Annotated in this window: 11 protein-coding genes; 2 read left to right on the forward strand and 9 right to left on the reverse strand. The window is 56.4% G+C overall.

What is annotated here, in order from left to right; genetic code table 11:
* Nucleotides 1-128: 128 nt before the first annotated feature.
* On the reverse strand, nucleotides 129-2,135 hold the full coding sequence (locus BLT98_RS17060; protein WP_170846404.1) for a sensor histidine kinase: 2,007 nt from the start codon (nucleotides 2,133-2,135) through the stop codon (nucleotides 129-131).
* A gap of 80 nt (nucleotides 2,136-2,215) precedes the next feature.
* On the opposite strand from BLT98_RS17060, the gene BLT98_RS17065 reads away from it, so the two are divergent.
* A complete protein-coding gene (locus BLT98_RS17065) occupies nucleotides 2,216-2,917 on the forward strand; it encodes a response regulator transcription factor (protein WP_092609643.1) in 702 nt (233 codons plus the stop codon).
* A 315-nt stretch (nucleotides 2,918-3,232) separates the two neighbouring features.
* On the opposite strand, the gene BLT98_RS17070 is transcribed toward BLT98_RS17065, so the two are convergent.
* Complete coding sequence (locus BLT98_RS17070) at nucleotides 3,233-3,706, reverse strand: Lrp/AsnC family transcriptional regulator (protein ID WP_092609646.1); 474 nt, start codon at nucleotides 3,704-3,706, stop codon at nucleotides 3,233-3,235.
* A gap of 161 nt (nucleotides 3,707-3,867) precedes the next feature.
* Between BLT98_RS17070 and glmS the strand changes: the two genes are divergently transcribed.
* Complete coding sequence (glmS, locus tag BLT98_RS17075; protein WP_034782627.1) at nucleotides 3,868-5,697, forward strand: glutamine--fructose-6-phosphate transaminase (isomerizing); 1,830 nt, start codon at nucleotides 3,868-3,870, stop codon at nucleotides 5,695-5,697.
* Between the two features lie 654 nt (nucleotides 5,698-6,351).
* Here the strand turns inward: glmS and BLT98_RS17080 are convergent.
* The 7 genes from BLT98_RS17080 to BLT98_RS28825 form a co-directional block, all read right to left on the reverse strand.
* On the reverse strand, nucleotides 6,352-7,785 hold the full coding sequence (locus BLT98_RS17080; protein ID WP_092609649.1) for an SMODS domain-containing nucleotidyltransferase: 1,434 nt from the start codon (nucleotides 7,783-7,785) through the stop codon (nucleotides 6,352-6,354).
* Nucleotides 7,782-8,711, reverse strand: a complete 930-nt coding sequence (locus tag BLT98_RS17085; RefSeq protein WP_092609652.1) for an S-4TM family putative pore-forming effector — start codon at nucleotides 8,709-8,711, stop codon at nucleotides 7,782-7,784. Before BLT98_RS17085 ends, BLT98_RS17080 begins: the two co-directional genes overlap by 4 nt.
* Nucleotides 8,712-9,408: 697 nt before the next feature.
* Complete coding sequence (locus BLT98_RS17090; RefSeq protein ID WP_092609655.1) at nucleotides 9,409-11,544, reverse strand: hypothetical protein; 2,136 nt, start codon at nucleotides 11,542-11,544, stop codon at nucleotides 9,409-9,411.
* A gap of 72 nt (nucleotides 11,545-11,616) precedes the next feature.
* Nucleotides 11,617-13,386, reverse strand: coding sequence for a UvrD-helicase domain-containing protein (locus BLT98_RS17095; protein ID WP_170846405.1), 1,770 nt, complete (start codon nucleotides 13,384-13,386; stop codon nucleotides 11,617-11,619).
* 1 nt (nucleotide 13,387) lies between these two features.
* On the reverse strand, nucleotides 13,388-15,277 hold the full coding sequence (locus BLT98_RS17100; RefSeq protein WP_092609661.1) for an ATP-dependent nuclease: 1,890 nt from the start codon (nucleotides 15,275-15,277) through the stop codon (nucleotides 13,388-13,390).
* A 196-nt stretch (nucleotides 15,278-15,473) separates the two neighbouring features.
* On the reverse strand, nucleotides 15,474-17,231 hold the full coding sequence (locus BLT98_RS17105) for a TnsD family Tn7-like transposition protein (protein ID WP_170846406.1): 1,758 nt from the start codon (nucleotides 17,229-17,231) through the stop codon (nucleotides 15,474-15,476).
* A 65-nt stretch (nucleotides 17,232-17,296) separates the two neighbouring features.
* Nucleotides 17,297-17,632, reverse strand: a complete 336-nt coding sequence (locus tag BLT98_RS28825; protein ID WP_139179286.1) for a hypothetical protein — start codon at nucleotides 17,630-17,632, stop codon at nucleotides 17,297-17,299.
* Nucleotides 17,633-17,641: the final 9 nt, after the last annotated feature.

The following is a 17,641-nucleotide window of genomic DNA, read 5'->3' on the forward strand; positions in this document are numbered from 1 at the left end:
GTTTTTAAATACGATCGTTATAAAAAGCTACAAAAATTTCTGAGCGGAAAGATATCAGAACGGGGAAATTTAAAATTGAGCAAACCTGAGCGATTCCCGACTGATTTTGTCGGGAATGCGGGAGAGAGTCAGACGGGCAGGCGCAGGACGAAACTGATGGTGCCGTCGTTGCCGGCGCTGGCCAGCGTGACCTGGCCGCCGTGCAATGCGGCGATGCGTTGCACCAGATACAGGCCCAGCCCGGCGCCGGGCTTGTGCTGGGCGATGCGGCCACGGAAATATTTCTGGAACAGGCGCGGGATTTCATCGGCAGGCAGCGGCTCGCCGTCATTGCTGACGGCAATCTGCACGTGGCCGTCCTCGAGCGTGCCGGCCTGTACGCGGATCGCCAGGGCTTGCGGCGCGTGCCGGTCGGCATTGCTGAGCAGGTTGCGCAGGGCCACGCGCAGCAGGCTGGCATCGACTACGGCACTGGCGGGCAGCGCTTGCACGCTGGCCTCGATGCGGCCCGGCGGCCACTCGGCCAGCACGGCCGTCAGCAGGGCGGGCAAGTCGCACGGCAGGGGCCGGAAGGTTGCCGCGCTCGTTTCCATGCGGTCGGCGCTCAGGTATTCGTCCACCAGCGCCGTCATGCGGCCGCTGGCTTCGCGCAAGTTCTGGCAGCGTTGCAAGGTTTTTTCCCGTGGCGCGTCCGCGTTGCGGGCAATTTGCTGGGCCGTGGTATTGATGATGGCCAGTGGCGTGTGGAATTCATGCGACACCATGGCAACGAAATCCTGCTGCTCTTCGCGGGTGCGGGTTTCCACTTCCAGCGCGGCGCGCAATTCGCCCTCGAGCACGGCGCGCCGGCCGATTTCCTGCCGCAGCGCCACGGTGCGCAGCGCCACCTGCTCTTCCAGGCGTTCATTCAGGGCGCGCACGGCGCTGACCGCCTCGGCTTGCGCCCGGTCCTTGGCGCGGCGCAATTCGGCGTAGCGGCGGTTGAGGCGCAGGCTCATCAGCATCATGTGCACGAAGGCGCCCAGGGTGGCCGCATGGTTGGTCCAGAAGTTCGGTGGCACGATGGCCATATTGCGCAGGAAACTGATCACTACCCCCGCGTAAAAGATGCCGAAGATAAACAGGAAGGCATGCGCCGGTCGATGCCCGCGCAGCGCCAGCCAGCTGGCCAGGGCGATGAACAGCACGATCAATGGCAAGGCCGTCATTTGCACGACGAGTACGCCAGCGGCATAGTCGCCATGCAGCACCAGCAGCGCACCGCACAGCGCGGCAGCGGCCGTCAAGCCCACCACGACGCGGCTGAAGCGGGGAGACAGGGCCGGTAATTCCAGTTGCAAGGTGGAAAAACGCGCGCCGACGGCGATGGACATCGCCATCGACACGCCCAGCATGGGATCGGACAGCCAGTTCGGCATGTTGAAAATTTGCTGGGGAATGGCGATCGTCAGCGCTTCCGTCGTGGCATTCGTCAGCACGTACAGCAGATACCAGCCGCTGTGGGCTTCGCGCGTCATGCGCCAGAAAAAGATATGGAACAGGATCAAGAGCAAATAAGTGCCGAACTGCAAGCCGTAATACAGGTATTCGCGGCGCGAAACGTCGTCGAACGTTGTGCCGGGCAGCAAGGTCAGCTCCGTCGACATGGCCTTTTTGCTGTGCAGGCGCACCAGCCAGCGCTGCGGCGTATCGGCTTGCAGGCGCAGCGGAAACACCACCTGGCGCGCATCGATGGGCCAGTTGCCGCGCGCCACGTCGGCGCCCGCCTCCTGCAAGATCCAGTGGCCCGCCGCATCCCAGCGGTATAGCCGCACATCGTCGAGCACTGCGTTGCTGAAACGCAGGACCCATTCATCGGGGGCGGCGGCCGCGCGTGCCACGTCCAGGCGCAGCCAGATGGCGTCCTGCGTGTAGCCGGCGCTGACGGCGCCGGGCAAGGTGCGCCAGCCGGGCGCCGCCAGTGCCGCATCGGGGCCCAGCCTGCCCGTGGCATCGCGCAGCATCTGCAGGTGGCCGCTGGCGGACACGGGCTGCCCGCTGGCCGGCAGCAGCAGCGGCGCAGGCACGGGCGCTGCTGCTGCAGTGTGGGGGAACAGGGTGGCGAACAACAGGCAAATGGCGAGCAGGATTTTCATGGCGAGGCAGCTTACCACGGCCATCGGGGCAATCAGAAAGACAACTTCCCGGCCCCACGGCGATCGGTTATCCTTGCGCCATGTTGAACCTCATCCTGCTTGAAGACGAAGCCGTGCTGCGCCACGAGCTGACCGAGTTTCTCGGCGATTGCGGTTACCGCGTCAGCGCCGTGGCCGACCTGGCCGCCTTCCATGCCTGCTACACGCCGGCCCTGCACCGCATTGCCATCATCGACCTCGGCTTGCCCGATGGCGAAGGCATGCTGCTGGTGCGCGCCTTGCGCGAGCAGGGGCAGCCCATCGGCATCGTCGTGTTTACGGCGCGCGGGGCGACGCAGGACAAGGTCAACGGACTGGGCGGTGGTGCCGATTACTACCTGCCCAAGAGCGCCGACCTGGACGAACTGGCCGCCACCCTGGGTGCGTTGGCACGGCGCCTCGGCGCGCCCCTGCCCGCCGCCGTGCCGCCGCCCGCCACGGTGTGGGTGCTGGAACTGGGACCGCGCCGCCTCTTGCCGCCCGGCTGTGGCGCCATTGCGCTGTCGCAACAGGACGTTACCGTGCTGCACGTGCTGATGGCCGAGCCGGAACGCATCGTCAGCCGCCAGCAGATCGTGCAATCGCTGGGCGAGGATTTTCTCAGCTACGACCAGCGCCGCCTGGATACGCAGATCAGCCGCTTGCGCCGCAAGGCGGAACAGGCGGCGGGCCTGGCCTTGCCCATCAATACCGCCCGCAATGCCGGCTACCGCTTCTATGCGGACGCCGAAGTGCGCCCCTGAGTTTCCCGCCTGTCGCCGCGAAAGAGCTGTGGATAAGCCTGTCGATAAGTAGGCTCGCAACTTGTTGGCAAGCTGTGTGCAGCCGGTGCACACAGCTTGCCTTGCCATATCTTTACGCGCTTTTCATGCTGCTGTGGCACCGCGCGGGCCAGGTGACGGTGGCGCCTGCCTCACTCCCCCTGCCAGCCGGCCATGGCCAGCCCTCATCACCCCTGTGTATAAACCTGTGGGCAAGTGCGGCATAAACGGTGGAAAAGCACCGTATAAATCTGTGGGCAAACGGTGGGCAAGCAGTGGACAAATACAATCGATGAATCACACGGCGATGCGCGTCTCGAATTTGCTGCGGAAGGTGGAAAAATAACTTTTCACGTTGCGCACATTCGCGTGCGCGGCGAACAGGCGGTGCGCCAGCGCGTGATAGGCGGGCATGTCGGCCACCTGCACCATCAGCACGAAATCGGGCCCGGGCGAGACGCGGTAGCATTGCAGCACAGCCGGTTCCTGCGCTACCAATTGTTCGAATTCCGCCATGCGTTCCGCCGCCTGCACGTCGAGCGTGATTTCCACGATGGCCGTCAGGCGCGCGCCCACCAGCTGCGGCGCGACGATGGCCACTTGCCGCTCGATGACGCCGCTTTCCCGCAAATGCTTGACCCGCCGCAAACAGGTGGGCGCCGAAACGTGCACCGCCTGGGCCAGCTCGCTGTTGGTTTGCGATGCATCAATTTGCAGGGCGTTCAGGATGCGACGATCGATCTCGTCGAGGGTAATGTTGCTATCGTTCATGATTGTGATGAATTGGAAAATAAATCGATTCTAAATGAAATAATATTTCATCACAAAATGAGTGTGAAATATTCAGTCAAAAATACACGGATTTAGAAAGCATATTTCATTCACTCTGCATTAGCATGCGTGCATTGATTAAATTTTAGACAGAGGTTTCCATGTGCGGCATCGTCGGCGCGGTAGCGCAACGTAATATCACTCCCATCCTGGTCGAAGGCTTGAAGCGCCTGGAATACCGCGGCTACGATTCCTGCGGCATCGCCCTGCATGCGGATGGCCGTCTGCAGCGTTCGCGCTCCACCTCGCGCGTGGCCGAGCTGGAAAAGCAGATCGCCGAAGAAGGCTTGAGCGGTTTTACGGGCATCGCCCACACGCGCTGGGCCACGCATGGCGCCCCTGTCTCGTTCAATGCCCACCCGCACTTTTCCCCAACGGAAGAGAACGCCCGCGTGGCGCTGGTGCATAACGGCATCATCGAAAACCACGACGAACTGCGCGCCGAACTGACGGCCCTCGGTTACGTCTTCCAGAGCCAGACGGACACGGAAGTGATCGCCCATCTGGTCGAGCACATGTACAACGGCGATTTATTTGAAACCGTGCAGCAGGCCGTGAAACGCCTCGACGGCGCGTATGCGATTGCCGTCTTCTGCCGCGACGAACCGCACCGCGTGGTCGCCGCGCGCCAGGGCTCGCCCCTGATCGTCGGCCTGGGCAATGGTGAAAACTTTGTCGCGTCGGACGCCATGGCGCTGGCCGGCACGACCGACCAGATCATCTACCTGGAAGAAGGCGACGTGGTCGACCTGCAACTGTCGCGCTGCTGGATCGTCGACGTCGATGGCAAGCCCGTCGAGCGCGAAGTGAAAACCGTGCATGCGCACACGGGCGCGGCAGAGCTGGGCCCGTACCGCCATTACATGCAGAAGGAAATTTTTGAACAGCCGCGCGCCATCGGCGACACGCTCGAAGGCGTGACGGGCATCATGCCGGAACTGTTCGGCGATGACGCCTATAAAATCTTCAAGCAGATCGACCGCGTGCTGATCCTCGCCTGCGGCACCAGTTCGTATGCGGGCATGACGGCCAAATACTGGATCGAGTCGATCGCCAAAGTGCCCGTCAGCGTGGAAGTGGCCAGCGAATACCGCTACCGCGACAGCGTGCCGCACCCGAACACGCTGGTGGTGACGATTTCGCAAAGCGGCGAAACGGCCGACACCCTGGCCGCCCTGAAACATGCGCGCAGCCTGGGCATGCAGCACACCTTGACTATCTGCAACGTGGCCACCAGCGCCATGGTGCGCGAATGCGCCCTGGCCTACATCACGCGCGCCGGCGTGGAAGTGGGCGTTGCCTCGACCAAGGCTTTCACCACGCAGCTGGCCGGCCTGTTCCTGCTGACCCTGTGCCTGGCGCAAGTCAATGGCCACCTGAGCGAAGAACAGGAAGCGGCGCACCTGAAAGCCATGCGCCACCTGCCCGTCGCCATCGCTTCCGTGCTGGCGCTGGAACCGCAGATCATCGCCTGGTCCGAAGAGTTCGCCCGCAAGGAAAACGCCCTCTTCCTGGGCCGCGGCATGCATTACCCGATCGCCCTGGAAGGCGCGCTGAAGCTGAAGGAAATCTCGTATATCCACGCCGAAGCGTATCCGGCCGGCGAACTGAAGCATGGCCCGCTGGCCCTGGTGACGAATGAAATGCCCGTCGTCACCATCGCGCCGAACGACGCCCTGATCGAAAAGCTGAAATCGAACATGCAGGAAGTGCGCGCCCGCGGCGGCCAGCTGTACGTCTTCGCCGACGTCGATTCGCGCATCAGCTCCGGCGAAGGCCTGCACGTCATCCGCCTGCCCGAGCACTACGGCGATTTGTCGCCGATCCTGCACGTGGTCGCGCTGCAATTGCTCGCGTATCACACGGCACTGGCGCGTGGCACGGATGTGGACAAGCCACGCAATCTGGCCAAGTCGGTGACGGTGGAGTAAGCAGGCCGGATGTTGCCCTTCTCTGAATCGAGACAATAAAGTCCGTCGGAGAACAATAAAGTCCGTCGGGGTTTTACGGTAGCGAGTATTCCAGGATCAAGGTTTGTATTTCAGTAATGTGGAATTCAAGCCCAGACTGAGAAAGTGTTTGATCGCTCATTCCATCTGTATGTGTGAATATTCGCATCGAACCCGCCACCATGTAGCGTCATAGACCCGCCAGCGATACGCATGAGAAACTACCACTTGCTGGCCCGTTTTAGTAGTGTGTGCTGAAGGCCGCTGCGCGACGTGTGTGTTGACTGGGGGCTTACGCCCGAGACTGTGTGAAAACGCATAAAAATTCTAGTCCTTCAAAAGAAGGCCTCTCAGAATACTCGCCATGCCATTTTTTTGGTCCTGGGAATGGTGATCCTATCCACGAGTATTTCGAGATTTGGAGTTTTCACACAGCCTTGCCCCTTTGCTGCCGTTCGCGTGTTTTCGCTCTTGGAACGCTTCGCAGCGATTGCAGCCATTCGACGCTCGCCGCCGCGCTCAGGCTCACCGGCACGTTCTGGCCCTTGATGCCGTAGTCAACGCACCTTGTAATGGACCAATCACAAGCGACGCTGGCGATGCGGCATCTGGCGGAAAAGCCCAGTGTTACCTGCGTTACTTGACCACGACATAGAACGGATCCGACTTCCCGTACTGGCGGTTGTCACTTTTCCCAATCAAAAAGGCTTCCACTAAGTGCACGCCACGATAGGCCAAGTCTTCTTCGCGCGAGAAGCCCAAGTCACTTGGATAGAAATCGCCGCGCAGCGTGTTTGCCTCGTAAGCCGCCTGATCAGTGTTCGTCACGCGCCACAACACCTTGAACGACGAATCGAACGGAACGCCAACAGCGTTGGACGCCATAAAGCGGATCGAATGGCCCTTCGATAGCGGTTGCAGCGAAGTCACCCCGCCCAGACGCGTACCCTTTTGCTCGGTCAAGAGCTCGGCGGACACGTTGACGCGATACGACTGCGACGCGCTACGCCACTTGGGGCGCCGGATATAGGGTAGCCGGGTGATGCGATCTGGCAGTGCCGCGCGGCCGCTCTCGATGACACGCTGGACCAGGTCCTTGAACTGGCCCGCCACCACCAGCGCGTCGCTCTTCGACACGCTCTCGCTGAGCCGTGCAGATTCCTTGGCCTCGCCGGCGGCGAAGCTGTCACCGAAGATGCGCTGCCACTTGCCGATGGACTCGTCGCGGTCCTCCTCTGCGAAGGCCTCATCGATCCAGGTGCGGTACAGATTGATCTTGTTGCGGAAGTTGCCGTACTGCGTCTGATCCCAGACGCGGCTCTGGATATCGGACGACAGCACTGGGTTTCGAATGATAGGAAGAGTAGGGCGCGCCCGCAGGTAGTCGTCCAGCCGGCCCATCACGGTCTTCAAGCAGGTCGGCGTGTCCGCGAAGGCCACCGAGTCCTTGTCCGAGTCGTAGATGTGCATGCCTACGAGCGTCGTGAACAGGAAGGACGGACAGGTGAAGTTCGTCTTAATGTCGCGCAGATACTTCAGCAGCCGCGTGACCTTCTTGAGGTCGTTGCCGCCCACCACGCCGTTCCTGTCAACCACCCAGTCCGTGTAGTCGAGCGCTGCCGTCGTCTCGAACTCGTTAGTGATCCGGTTACAGACCTCGTACGTGTTCGACCACCACCGGCCCTTGACGCACGGTGCGATATCGATGCGGCGCTCGCCCACATACTCGATGGTCACGCAGTGCGAATACCTGTGCACCTTGTCCTTGTAGGTGCTGTGGGCGTCAAAGAAGGCGCCGAGCTCGTTGATGTAGTCTTTGGCGTCCCAACCCTCGACCGGCTCTACAATCACCAGCAGGTCGGCGTCGAACTCGCCGCCGGCAAGGGGCTTGATGATGGTGCCGTGGGCCCATGAACCGTGGGAGTCAAAGTCGAGGATCTTTGGCCCCCAGTTCGAGGCCTTGATCGCTATCTGAACCGCTTCGATGCTAGTGCCCAGCTGGCTCACCCGCGTGTCGTTGAGGTTGACCTCACCTCTGAGAAATGTGTTGAACTGATCAACCAGCTTCATGTTTTGCCTCCCTCTTCCAATACTTTCTCTACCTTGCGCACGAGATCTTCGGCCGCGTAGTGAGCCTCATCCTCATTCGCCGACCTGAATATGAAATAGACCCAATCGAAGACCAGCGGGCTGCGCTCACGGTGCTGGTAAATGGCGTCCTGCAAAGATCGCGATTCGTCCGTGAGGGCCATCTCATCGCCCCCCTCAAGGGCCTTGGTCCAGATCTTGTCCCACTCGCCGTTGAGGTTGGTCAGAGAAATCGCGGCGTTGGCCTGCTGCATGCGCTCTCGTAGTGCCCACGTCAACATGGGCAGGAACGGCACCACCAAGGTCATGATGAGATCGGGAAACGGCAGCCCCTTGTACAAGCCAGCGTACAGCAACGTCACGCCGAACAGGAGGGTGAGCGCCAGCAGCCAGCCGCCGTACCGGCGCCTGAGTCGCGCGTCGTAGCTGATGTTGGTGCGCTGGCCGATCAGTCGGGCTAGGTGCAGGGGCAGACGGCCGATGCACACCTCGTACCAAGCCTGGAAGTGCGCCTCGCGCTTCTTTGAGAGCGGCTTGGCCGACAGCTTGCGTACATCTTCATACTCCACTGGCGCACCCGTCACGAAGCGGTTCCTGGGCAGGCAGAAGACGTCAGTGTCGAACTGCTCCTGCAGCTTGGCGCCCCGCTTGAGCCTTTCCTTCTGGATCCGGTCGAACAGTGCCGTCTCCATCACCAGCAAGATCAAGCTGGCTAACGCCAGGTAGGGCCGGATCTCCGGGACTTGGGGCCCAATCCAGACTCCAATGACCGGCAAGAGGATCGACACTAGGACCAGGAGGCCCTGGGTGACCTTGGCGGCGCGGTAGTTGCGGTGGCGGGCCCGCAGCAGGCCCCGATTTTCATCCGACGCCTGTCGCGTCGGGATATCGTTTCGAAGGCTGTTCATTGATCCTTTTGAGCGTGTTTTTTGTTATGCAACCAACGACAGTCGTGCTCCAACTCTGAACGGCTGCAATTGGCCGAACTCGGCCGCTGGCCATAGAGGATAGCATCTTGCTCATCTGAAAAATACGCGAAATCTCACAAGTACGAGTGGTGGCGATCAGTGAGAACAGGGAGCTGCGACTTATGATAGTCGCTGGCGGTAGTGGTGAAAATACCGATCTGGAAAAACTTAGGCAACTAGCCAAGTGGCGGCTTTGGCATGCTAAATGGCGGAGGTGTGGATGCGAATACTCAGTATGTGCCGGAAAAATGTACCCTCTGGAAGTTAGGAGGGCACATTTTCGGCTAGCCAGCGATACCCTGAGTTTTCTTACGACTGCCGCTACTCAGTCTCATAAGTTGCCGCCACTCGTTCTCGTTGGTCGTCGCCAGCGTTCAAACGGGATTGCGGCCATCACGCTAAAGGGCAGCGAAGGACTGCTCACACCCCAAAGCGGTCGGTCGCTACTACGAACAGATTATCCGAACTCCGACGTCCGAATTTTCGTCGGAACTCGTTCCTCACGAACGACAATTGCCGTAGGCTGGGTAATAGTGATCTTTTGCAAGGCCGGCAGCCAAGTGTAAAAAAATTACTTACTTATTTCAGTCATGACCTCTAGTTCAGTAGCTTCCAACAAACTCTCGACCACTTGGATTCAAGCTGTAGGCATCCTGGGCCAGCGATCCAATATTGCTCCATGGAGCTGATATAGGTCAATCGCAAATGTCGATTGGATCAGGCTCATCTCACCCACTTGAGTTGCCACTTCCAGTGGCAGCACGGCTGCGTGCATATCTGCGAGTAAGCCACTACCCTCAAGATGTGCGATCAGATCACCTACCGTGAACACATCATGTGCCCATAGTCGTAGGCGCAGCCCGTCATGCGTCTCGACGTAGCCGTGGCTTAGCAGACCGCATATTTCATGCACTTGCCTGACTGGATGTAGCCCTTCAAACTGGTAGCCATTAAATACACGATTGCCGAGCGCAATGCAGGTATACACCGTTAGTGATGGTGGTATTTTCCACCCGAGCCGAGTGAACAGGCATTGCTGGTTGGCTGGATCGATTAGCCAGTCTTTGCGCAATGTGAGCTGGTTCGAAGCTCCGGCCATTGCATTATATGAGGTGCGAAGTTCATATATATTGCAAGGATGATAGGTGTTCTTGCACTCGAAAATGAACACATGTTCATCCTTCCATGCCAGCAGATCGACTTCTAGCTTATTCCTGCCGATTGTTAAATTAATCTCTTCAGCCACCCGAAATCCTGCTTTGCGTAATGCAAGAGCAAGTTCTGACTGCATACGATCAATTCTATCTGGGCCCACTGGCACCATACGGTTATGCAGCTTACAAAGTAAGTTACGGGCCAGGTTGACGTTCGACATGATCCCCAACGGCACCATGTAGCAGTCCCGCACTTTAATAATGGGCGTGTAATAAATATCGAGATTAGGTGCCGCTAAATTGGCGGTCAACATCGTGAGGACTGCACTTGCTTTGGAGTTGCCAACCGTGAGTGCCAATATGTTGATCAGGCTGGCGTGCGAAAAAGTGGGCAGACAAGATGTCATGTAAAGGCCTGTCTGCTCAAAGTAGGGAACATGGCGCGCAACAGCATTGCGCAGGCCGAGGTGCATAAACTTAAAAAAGCGCTGCACTTTGATGAGGTCGAATACCGTAACACTGCCATCGACAATGGCGTACGAAACCTCCTTGGGATCAATGTACTCTTCCCATGCAAGTGACTCGAAGATCAATATGTCCTCCAAAAAAGCTCTGTCATCGCTGAACATTTCGACTAATTCGGGGTACATCGGTAGCTCTGATCTAAATCTGGGTATTGGCAACTGTTTTAGCTGCACAAGCGTATTTCCATGCACCGAAAAAAACTGCTCGGCGAAGGCTGACACTGACAAAATCTTGTTCTCAGCATGGGAATTTGTCAGGCGATAGTGGTCAAAGTACTGTCGCATCTCTTTCTGGAAATAGCCGATCCTAATCGACCGCTCCAACGTGGGATCAATTGATTCGATACGAATACTATTTCCCTGGCGAACAGCATGGAATGGAAAACTCTCGATCTGGACTTCTACTTCGAGGTATCGGCAGATTTTAAGTGCGTCATCTAATAGCGAACGGTATTGCATGCTGTAACCCGCATCATGAGACGGTAGTCCTAACACAGCCATCGTCCCTAGTTTGCGCCTCTGATAGACCGTAAGGAGATAAGAAAATGCCTCTGCCAGCTCTTCGTGGGTAATCTCCCGTTCATCGTTTCCGCCCAATGAGAGCCGATCTGGATAGCACATTCCAGCATCGACCTCGCACAATAAGTTGTTGATCACAAGCTCACCACCCAATTCCAGCTGCGTCACAATTTGTTGGAAAAGCGTGCGCAGCGATGAAGCAAGGTCAAACATTGTCGCCGTAGATCTCAGGTAGCGGACATCGATCACGCTGAGACCATAGGGGATGGCATTTTCGATCCAATCGGCGACAACATGCCTGACGGTACGCGCATCGAAGTCAAAAGTGGAGGCGCGCAGTATGCCCTCGCGCTTCAGTCGTGCTATCGCCTTGTGAGGCTCCAGCAAGACTAGGAAGCTACGTGCGGCCGAAAGCGCTCGACCGGTGCGGCCGCGCCCAATGGCTGCTCTCAGAGCATCGATTGCAGCTTGCTGTGCATCAGTGGACCTAGGGATCGCGGTCGCTCTTAGGGCCGCCACCATAGCGACGGGGTCCCGCGCGCTGCTTAATTGGCCTAAAATTAGCTCAAACGTCATCACATTTCCTAAATTTTTTATCACGCCAGCCAGATTAATTACTCCTGTTGAGACCGAATGTAAGTAGCAATATCAGAGCTGTGGAATATAGGTTTGCAACCCCAATGCGATTAGTTTTTTGCGGTCAGCCGCGCTCACCGCTTTCACTGCCCAAATTAGAATGTGCCGCGGTCGTGAGGAGGCGACATATGCAAATCGCGCCGCTTCTGACTGGGGATTATCCACCCACTCCTTCCAATGCGACGCTTCTCCTTGTTTCGTGCTGGATACCAACATCGTCACGTCATGGGTTTCGCCTTTCACCTCATGGATCGTTGCCAGACGACGGTCGTTTTTCTGAGCTGGGCCGTTTAAGGCGTTGGCGAGCACCTTTGTCTCTCCGAGACCCGCTGGTGCCGGGTGTTTCTTTGTGAGCAAGGTAGCGAGGATGCGTTGACCAGTCGCGTCATTACAATCAATTGCTGCAAGGCTAGGCAAAGTCTCCCGCATCTTTTTACACCAAAATTTCCACGTGACATCCTGATTGCCGAGACCACCATTCACTAATTCACATAGACAGTCCGATAAAAACTGGTGCCAGACTTCGGCAGATTCGATATCCGTCGGACGGAAAAACAAGTCCTCTCCCAACGTGTCGCAATTCATGCAATTGTTGGCCAAATAGCGCGCGAACGTCGACAGAGCTGTATGGAGCGCACGTGGCGAGTCGTCTAAAAATACTGCGATTGAGGTGGCCAGCAGTTGCACAGGGCCTTGCTCGGAGTCTGTTGCGCGCAGCTTTGCCAAGGTAGAGTGGCCCCGCGCCACAATTACTGGGCTATTGTGCCCGACCGTTAAAGCATCGAAATGTTCCAGTACTTCGGACGGGCACTGGGTGTATTCGATCAAGTAGCATGTCACCGGTGCATAGTCAGGCTTTCCCAGAGTATTGCCGGCATTTACGAGTTTCCCATGCAGATCCACAATCGACTGTCCACTACGATGATTTTCCTCCATCGGCATTTCAAGGCAGCCTATTCGTGCGATGAAATCTTTTACGGTACCTGGAAAACAGTTTCTGAAGCCATAGATTGCTTGCTCGAGATCGCCCACCAGATGAAACTTCATACCTAAGTCAGCTAAGCATGTAAAGATTGCAATTTGATCGGCCGACAAATCTTGGCACTCGTCAATTATTATTGATGGAAAGCGATCGACAAGCAGCGCGACCCGCGCCCTAAATTTTGGTTCGGCCAATATTTGGATCGCAAATCGCTCCACATCTCTATAGGTAGCAAACCCGGCCGCGTTGAAACGCTGTTTGACTTCGTGTAAATGCGCGATCTGCCATGGCTCCAGAGCTAGATTGTTCAGCTTACGCCGCACTGGATCGGAGGGGTGCCAAAACCAGAAACGCCCTTGGATTGGATCCCAGTCGAAACAGTTGGCAGCAATGTGCAGGTGCTCGATCGCATATTTTGTGCGATAAAAACTGAGGGCTTCCGGTCCGATTACCCGTAGCGCGTAGTCGTCATCCCGCCCAGCATAGCCAGTCAATATGTGTGCTACCGGCGTCACGATGTGCTTGAGGATAAAGCTATCGACCGTCCCGATGAAGTGGGGGTAGGCATTGGTATTACCGCGTCGTACCTTGGCGATACGATCACTGAGCTCCCCAGTGGCGCTGCGCGAAAATGAGAGTATGGCCATCCCTGCTGGGAAGTGTGGCCACCTTCGTATTTCCAGCGCGACCTTGGCCGCGATGACCTCGGTCTTGCCGGCGCCAGGACAGGCGCGCAAAAAGACATTACGTTCCAGCGATGATTCGATGTAGTTCCGCTGGTCGGGAGAAAATGTGATCATCTTAATGCGTCTTGCAGGCCCAATGCACCGCGTCTTGGATATATTGCGGCACAGCTGGCGTAGTCTTACCCATTGCAAGTTCATCCGCCAGCAACTGAGCGAACAAGCCCTTGCCTATATCGCCACTGTCAATCAGCTCTAGCAGCTCAAAAGCAGCGTTTGCTTTATCTCCGGGCGCAGTAGCTGTCCAGTCCACCTTATCGTCCGAAAGCGTCGCGAGCTTTATTTTGTTCGCACCATCAGTGGGCCAGACCGTGTACAGGACCTTCGCCAAAATTGGGATGTTGTTACCTTCCATTGCGAGGTCGTATTCAAAGGTCTTGTAAAGGCCGACCATCAAGCGTGCGTCGGCTGACTTTGCGATATCTGCCACCAATTTCAGGGCATGGTTTTTCCCTGGATGGAGATTGCCTGCACAAGGTTTAATGTCGCGCACCACATCGACGCCACCAACTTTCACGGTTTCTGTTTTGGCAGGATCCAGATCGGTCAGCCCCGCGCAACGGATTGGGATGTTTGCTGCTTTGGGATGCAAAGGATTGAGATTGCAGTAAAACTGCATGAAATGCTTAAAGTAAATTCCGTTAAGATTGATAACGCTAATGCCTAGATCTTCCAGCGTTTGCTTACCCGGATTCTGATCTTTTAGGATCACCTTCGCCAATTCCGGGACAACGATTGCCTCCGCAATTCCTTCTACAAAAATCAATCCGCGCGCAAACAAGAGGTTCGACTTCGTGACGTCCAGCCAGCGGTTGATAAATTTACGGCTATCGTCTGCCAGTCCGCAGGCCGAAAGTTGAGTGGCGACAGGATAGGGGGCGCAGGCGATGTGTACGATGGCATCAACCGGCACTGCGGACGCTAGAACGGTTGAATGGGTTGTGACAATAACTTGCACGCTTTGCTTTCCCGCCACTTCGGATAGGTAACGTAATAAGCGGGTTTGCAGTTGTGGATGCAGGTGCGCCTCAGGTTCCTCGATCAACAACAGGTGAAAGTAGCCGGTATCCTGATCTCGTACTGCAGATGCTAACGTCAGTTCTGCAAGAATGGACGCAATGTAGATGAGGTTGTTAAACCCCAGACTGTTCTCGCTCAGACTGCGGAACTGACTGGCATCTACTTCTGACAAGTTAGGGAAATACAGAAGTCGTAACCCTTCGACGATGCGCGAGAAATCACTTTCCGAGAATTGAATGCGGGTACCTTGGGCGAAATACTCGCCGATAGAGTTCTTCAGTGCCTCGCCAATCAAATTATTGGCTCGCTTAATGTCAGAGTCTTCTCCGTCAGCTAGGTCGTTGTTAAAGGTCTCGACTTGGGATACCAAGGGGTGTTTGGTGCCAGCCTCTTCATGGGCAAGCAAGTCTTTCTTGCAAATCGCTTTCAGCAATTTGGCCAACCGAGAGCGGGTTCCGTTGGAGAGCTTGTCTTCCGCATCACGCAAAGGGGGAAGGTATATGCACCTGATCAGGTCTAAGGTGTCGGCTTCGACACTGGATTTGACTTTGCCAGCCCATAGGATTCGTTTGTGCCGGCCACGGAATTCACGGTTTTCAACGTGAAGATTGAGCTGATAGGCGTCGGCCACATTCTGCCAGGCGAGGAAAGCAAGCTGTTCGGGCTTATCCAAATCGGAAAAAATAGCCGAAATGTTGAACTGAGCCGCCCGCGTACTGGCTGCTTCAAACCCGAGGTAGAAATCTTGGCCGGCCACTGAGTACCATCCCGCTTCAGAATCACTAAACAGCTGCCGCAGCGCGCTGATGATGGCTGTCTTTCCGGTGCCATTTTCACCAACCAATACGTTCAGGCCTGGATTAAAACTGACTGTAAACGGCTTTTGAAACGAACGAAATCCATCCACAGTGAGTTCGCTGATATGCATGAAATTCCCTTGGGTACGCTGACCAGTTGGTTTCCTCTAATGTACAGACCTTATCACACAGGCACGTTTAATTTCTACAGATAAGGTTGCAATTTAGGCCGCACATTTGGAATTTATATGAAAGCGCCTGTGTGCGATTGTTCCTCGAATTTTTGTTGTCCGCCGCCGCGCGCCTCATATTATTGATGGTACTCTGCTAAAGCAATTTCTCAGCTTGTGATTGACGCCGCGCGGTTATTGCAGTCTCAAGCGCACGTCGTGTTTTCGGCAGCCGATCAAGCACGTCTAGCTTAGCTTTCAATTCTGGAATACGCTGGTAGATTTGCCAAAGACGAACCGGGTGTTGACCAGTGGATTCAAGTAGTTGCAACGTTACCTCCTGCACCTGCAGTGATAGTGTGGTGTCACGCTCATCCCACCGGAGAGCTGAGCGGTTTGCGCTGCGTGCAGTGTTTGGTGCTGGTTGATTGTTCTTAAGCCATTCTCGGTCGTGGCGATAGAGCCACATATAGACAGCAGGCGTCTGCGCACGTAGTAGCTTTATGCCGAAGCATGGAAACTCCAACTTTGTCGCTCCCCATGCTTCTCTCATCGCCTGTTTCTGTGAAGTGGCGCGTGCATTTATCCAGGCATCGTGCAGCCCGACGATGGTGTTTTTCGTTCTTGTTATCGTAGTGACGGAGAGATGATGTTTTGTCGCGATCTCCAGTATGGCTGTTCCACTTTTGATATCCTTCACCACCGTGTCGAGCAGGATGCTGTGCAATAGCTTTGGGCGCCGCTTGCTCGAAATACCCTTCTGAGCCAACGCTGCCATCGCCGTGGATACATCCATGCCGAGTTCGCGAGCCGCGCCGGAAACGGAGCCCCCTTTCTGGATTAACCCGATCAGTGCAAGTGTGGATGGCACCTGTGCAGATTCTTGTTTTGGCGCTGACTTCACTCCAGCTTGCTCGACCGTGGTGGTGCTGAATGCAGCGTTATAGGCGCTGAAAAATTGATCCCAGCCCCCGAATAGCCAACTGATGAGAAATAGGTGCCGCAGTGGATGAGTGCCGGTTCGCGGTAGGCGAAGGATACGGCCTAGCTGAGTGGGTAAATCAGCCGCATCGGATTTTTGTAGAGCGATTTCGGGAATAACGCTCAGTGGCGCGATGTGGCGCCCAAACTGATGGCAGACTTCGCTTAATCGGAGGGCGCCACTTTTCGTAGTCAGCCCACGGCGCTTCAGGGCTTCATTGTAGGTGGACTGCAATGTAGTGGCCGAAAAGTGAAAATATGCCGGTAGCCTGGCTAAACCGAGCGAGCATGAAGAGATAAGCGACAGGTGCTCATGTATTTGATCGTGGTTGCTGGAGGCCTCCCGGTGCTGCCATGCCGGTTCCAAGATATTGTGGTTCGGAAGATAGAATTGGAAGCGCCCCACCCCGTTTGCCTTAACGGTCGCCTCGTGGAGTACAGTGCTATGGTCAGGACATAGCCATACACCTGGAAATTGATGGCTGAGGTGCCAGTAGGATACTGAGTGCCTGGCCAGATCCTCTCGCATACATTCGGTGCAGGCCTTAAGTGGATGATGTGCGCGAAATCTGCTGGTGAGTATCCCCAACCTGAATTTCAACGACGAGATATCGCCAGCCTCGAATGCTGCCATCATCTCCGCGGCATGCACGGGCTGGCGCATAGGAAGATAGAATGGCAGGACGGTCCGCTGGCGAATGATTTGGGAAGCCGTACCCAAGGTGGAATTGGTGCGACTGGCAAAAGCGTCTAAGCCGCTGGGGAAATCGTGCTGGTATCCAAGTCGTGGTTTCCCGAACAACTGATTTAAAGTAGCCTTTGACGTGGCGTTACAGCTTAGGCGGTGATAGCGGCAAGCTAAGCTGTAGAACGTCTCATCTGGAAGCCATTTTGGCAGATCAAAGGCGGCGAATAAAGGCATCGAGCGCATCATGTTCTCCATCCAGAATGCCCCTAGGCGCGTAGCTTTTGTTGACCCGCGTCTTTAATGTGCCAAGCTTACTTTACCCGACGGAGCGGTTCTGGCGCGTGTGCCGTTGCAGTTGGCGGTGGCCGATGAGTTTGAACCTTTGCTCGGTCAATGTACCAAGCGCCGACGGCGAGCAATACCAAAGCGCAAATCCCCAAGAGCACACGTGTTGACAGATCGACGGGGACTGGCAGACCAGCCGCCACGACGACAAAGACTGCCAGGATCATCAAGGCGAGACCGAATGTCTTACCGGATTCCCGTCGGGCATCTCTTTGACGGGTATCACTTTGCACGCGTTCCATCACCTCATTTAAGGTGTCCTGGGCTTGTTTCGCAACTTCATCAATATTTGTCTTGTCCATAACGGTTAT

The sequence above is a fragment of the Janthinobacterium sp. YR213 genome (assembly GCF_900099875.1).
GTDB classification, from domain to species: domain Bacteria; phylum Pseudomonadota; class Gammaproteobacteria; order Burkholderiales; family Burkholderiaceae_D; genus Janthinobacterium; species Janthinobacterium lividum.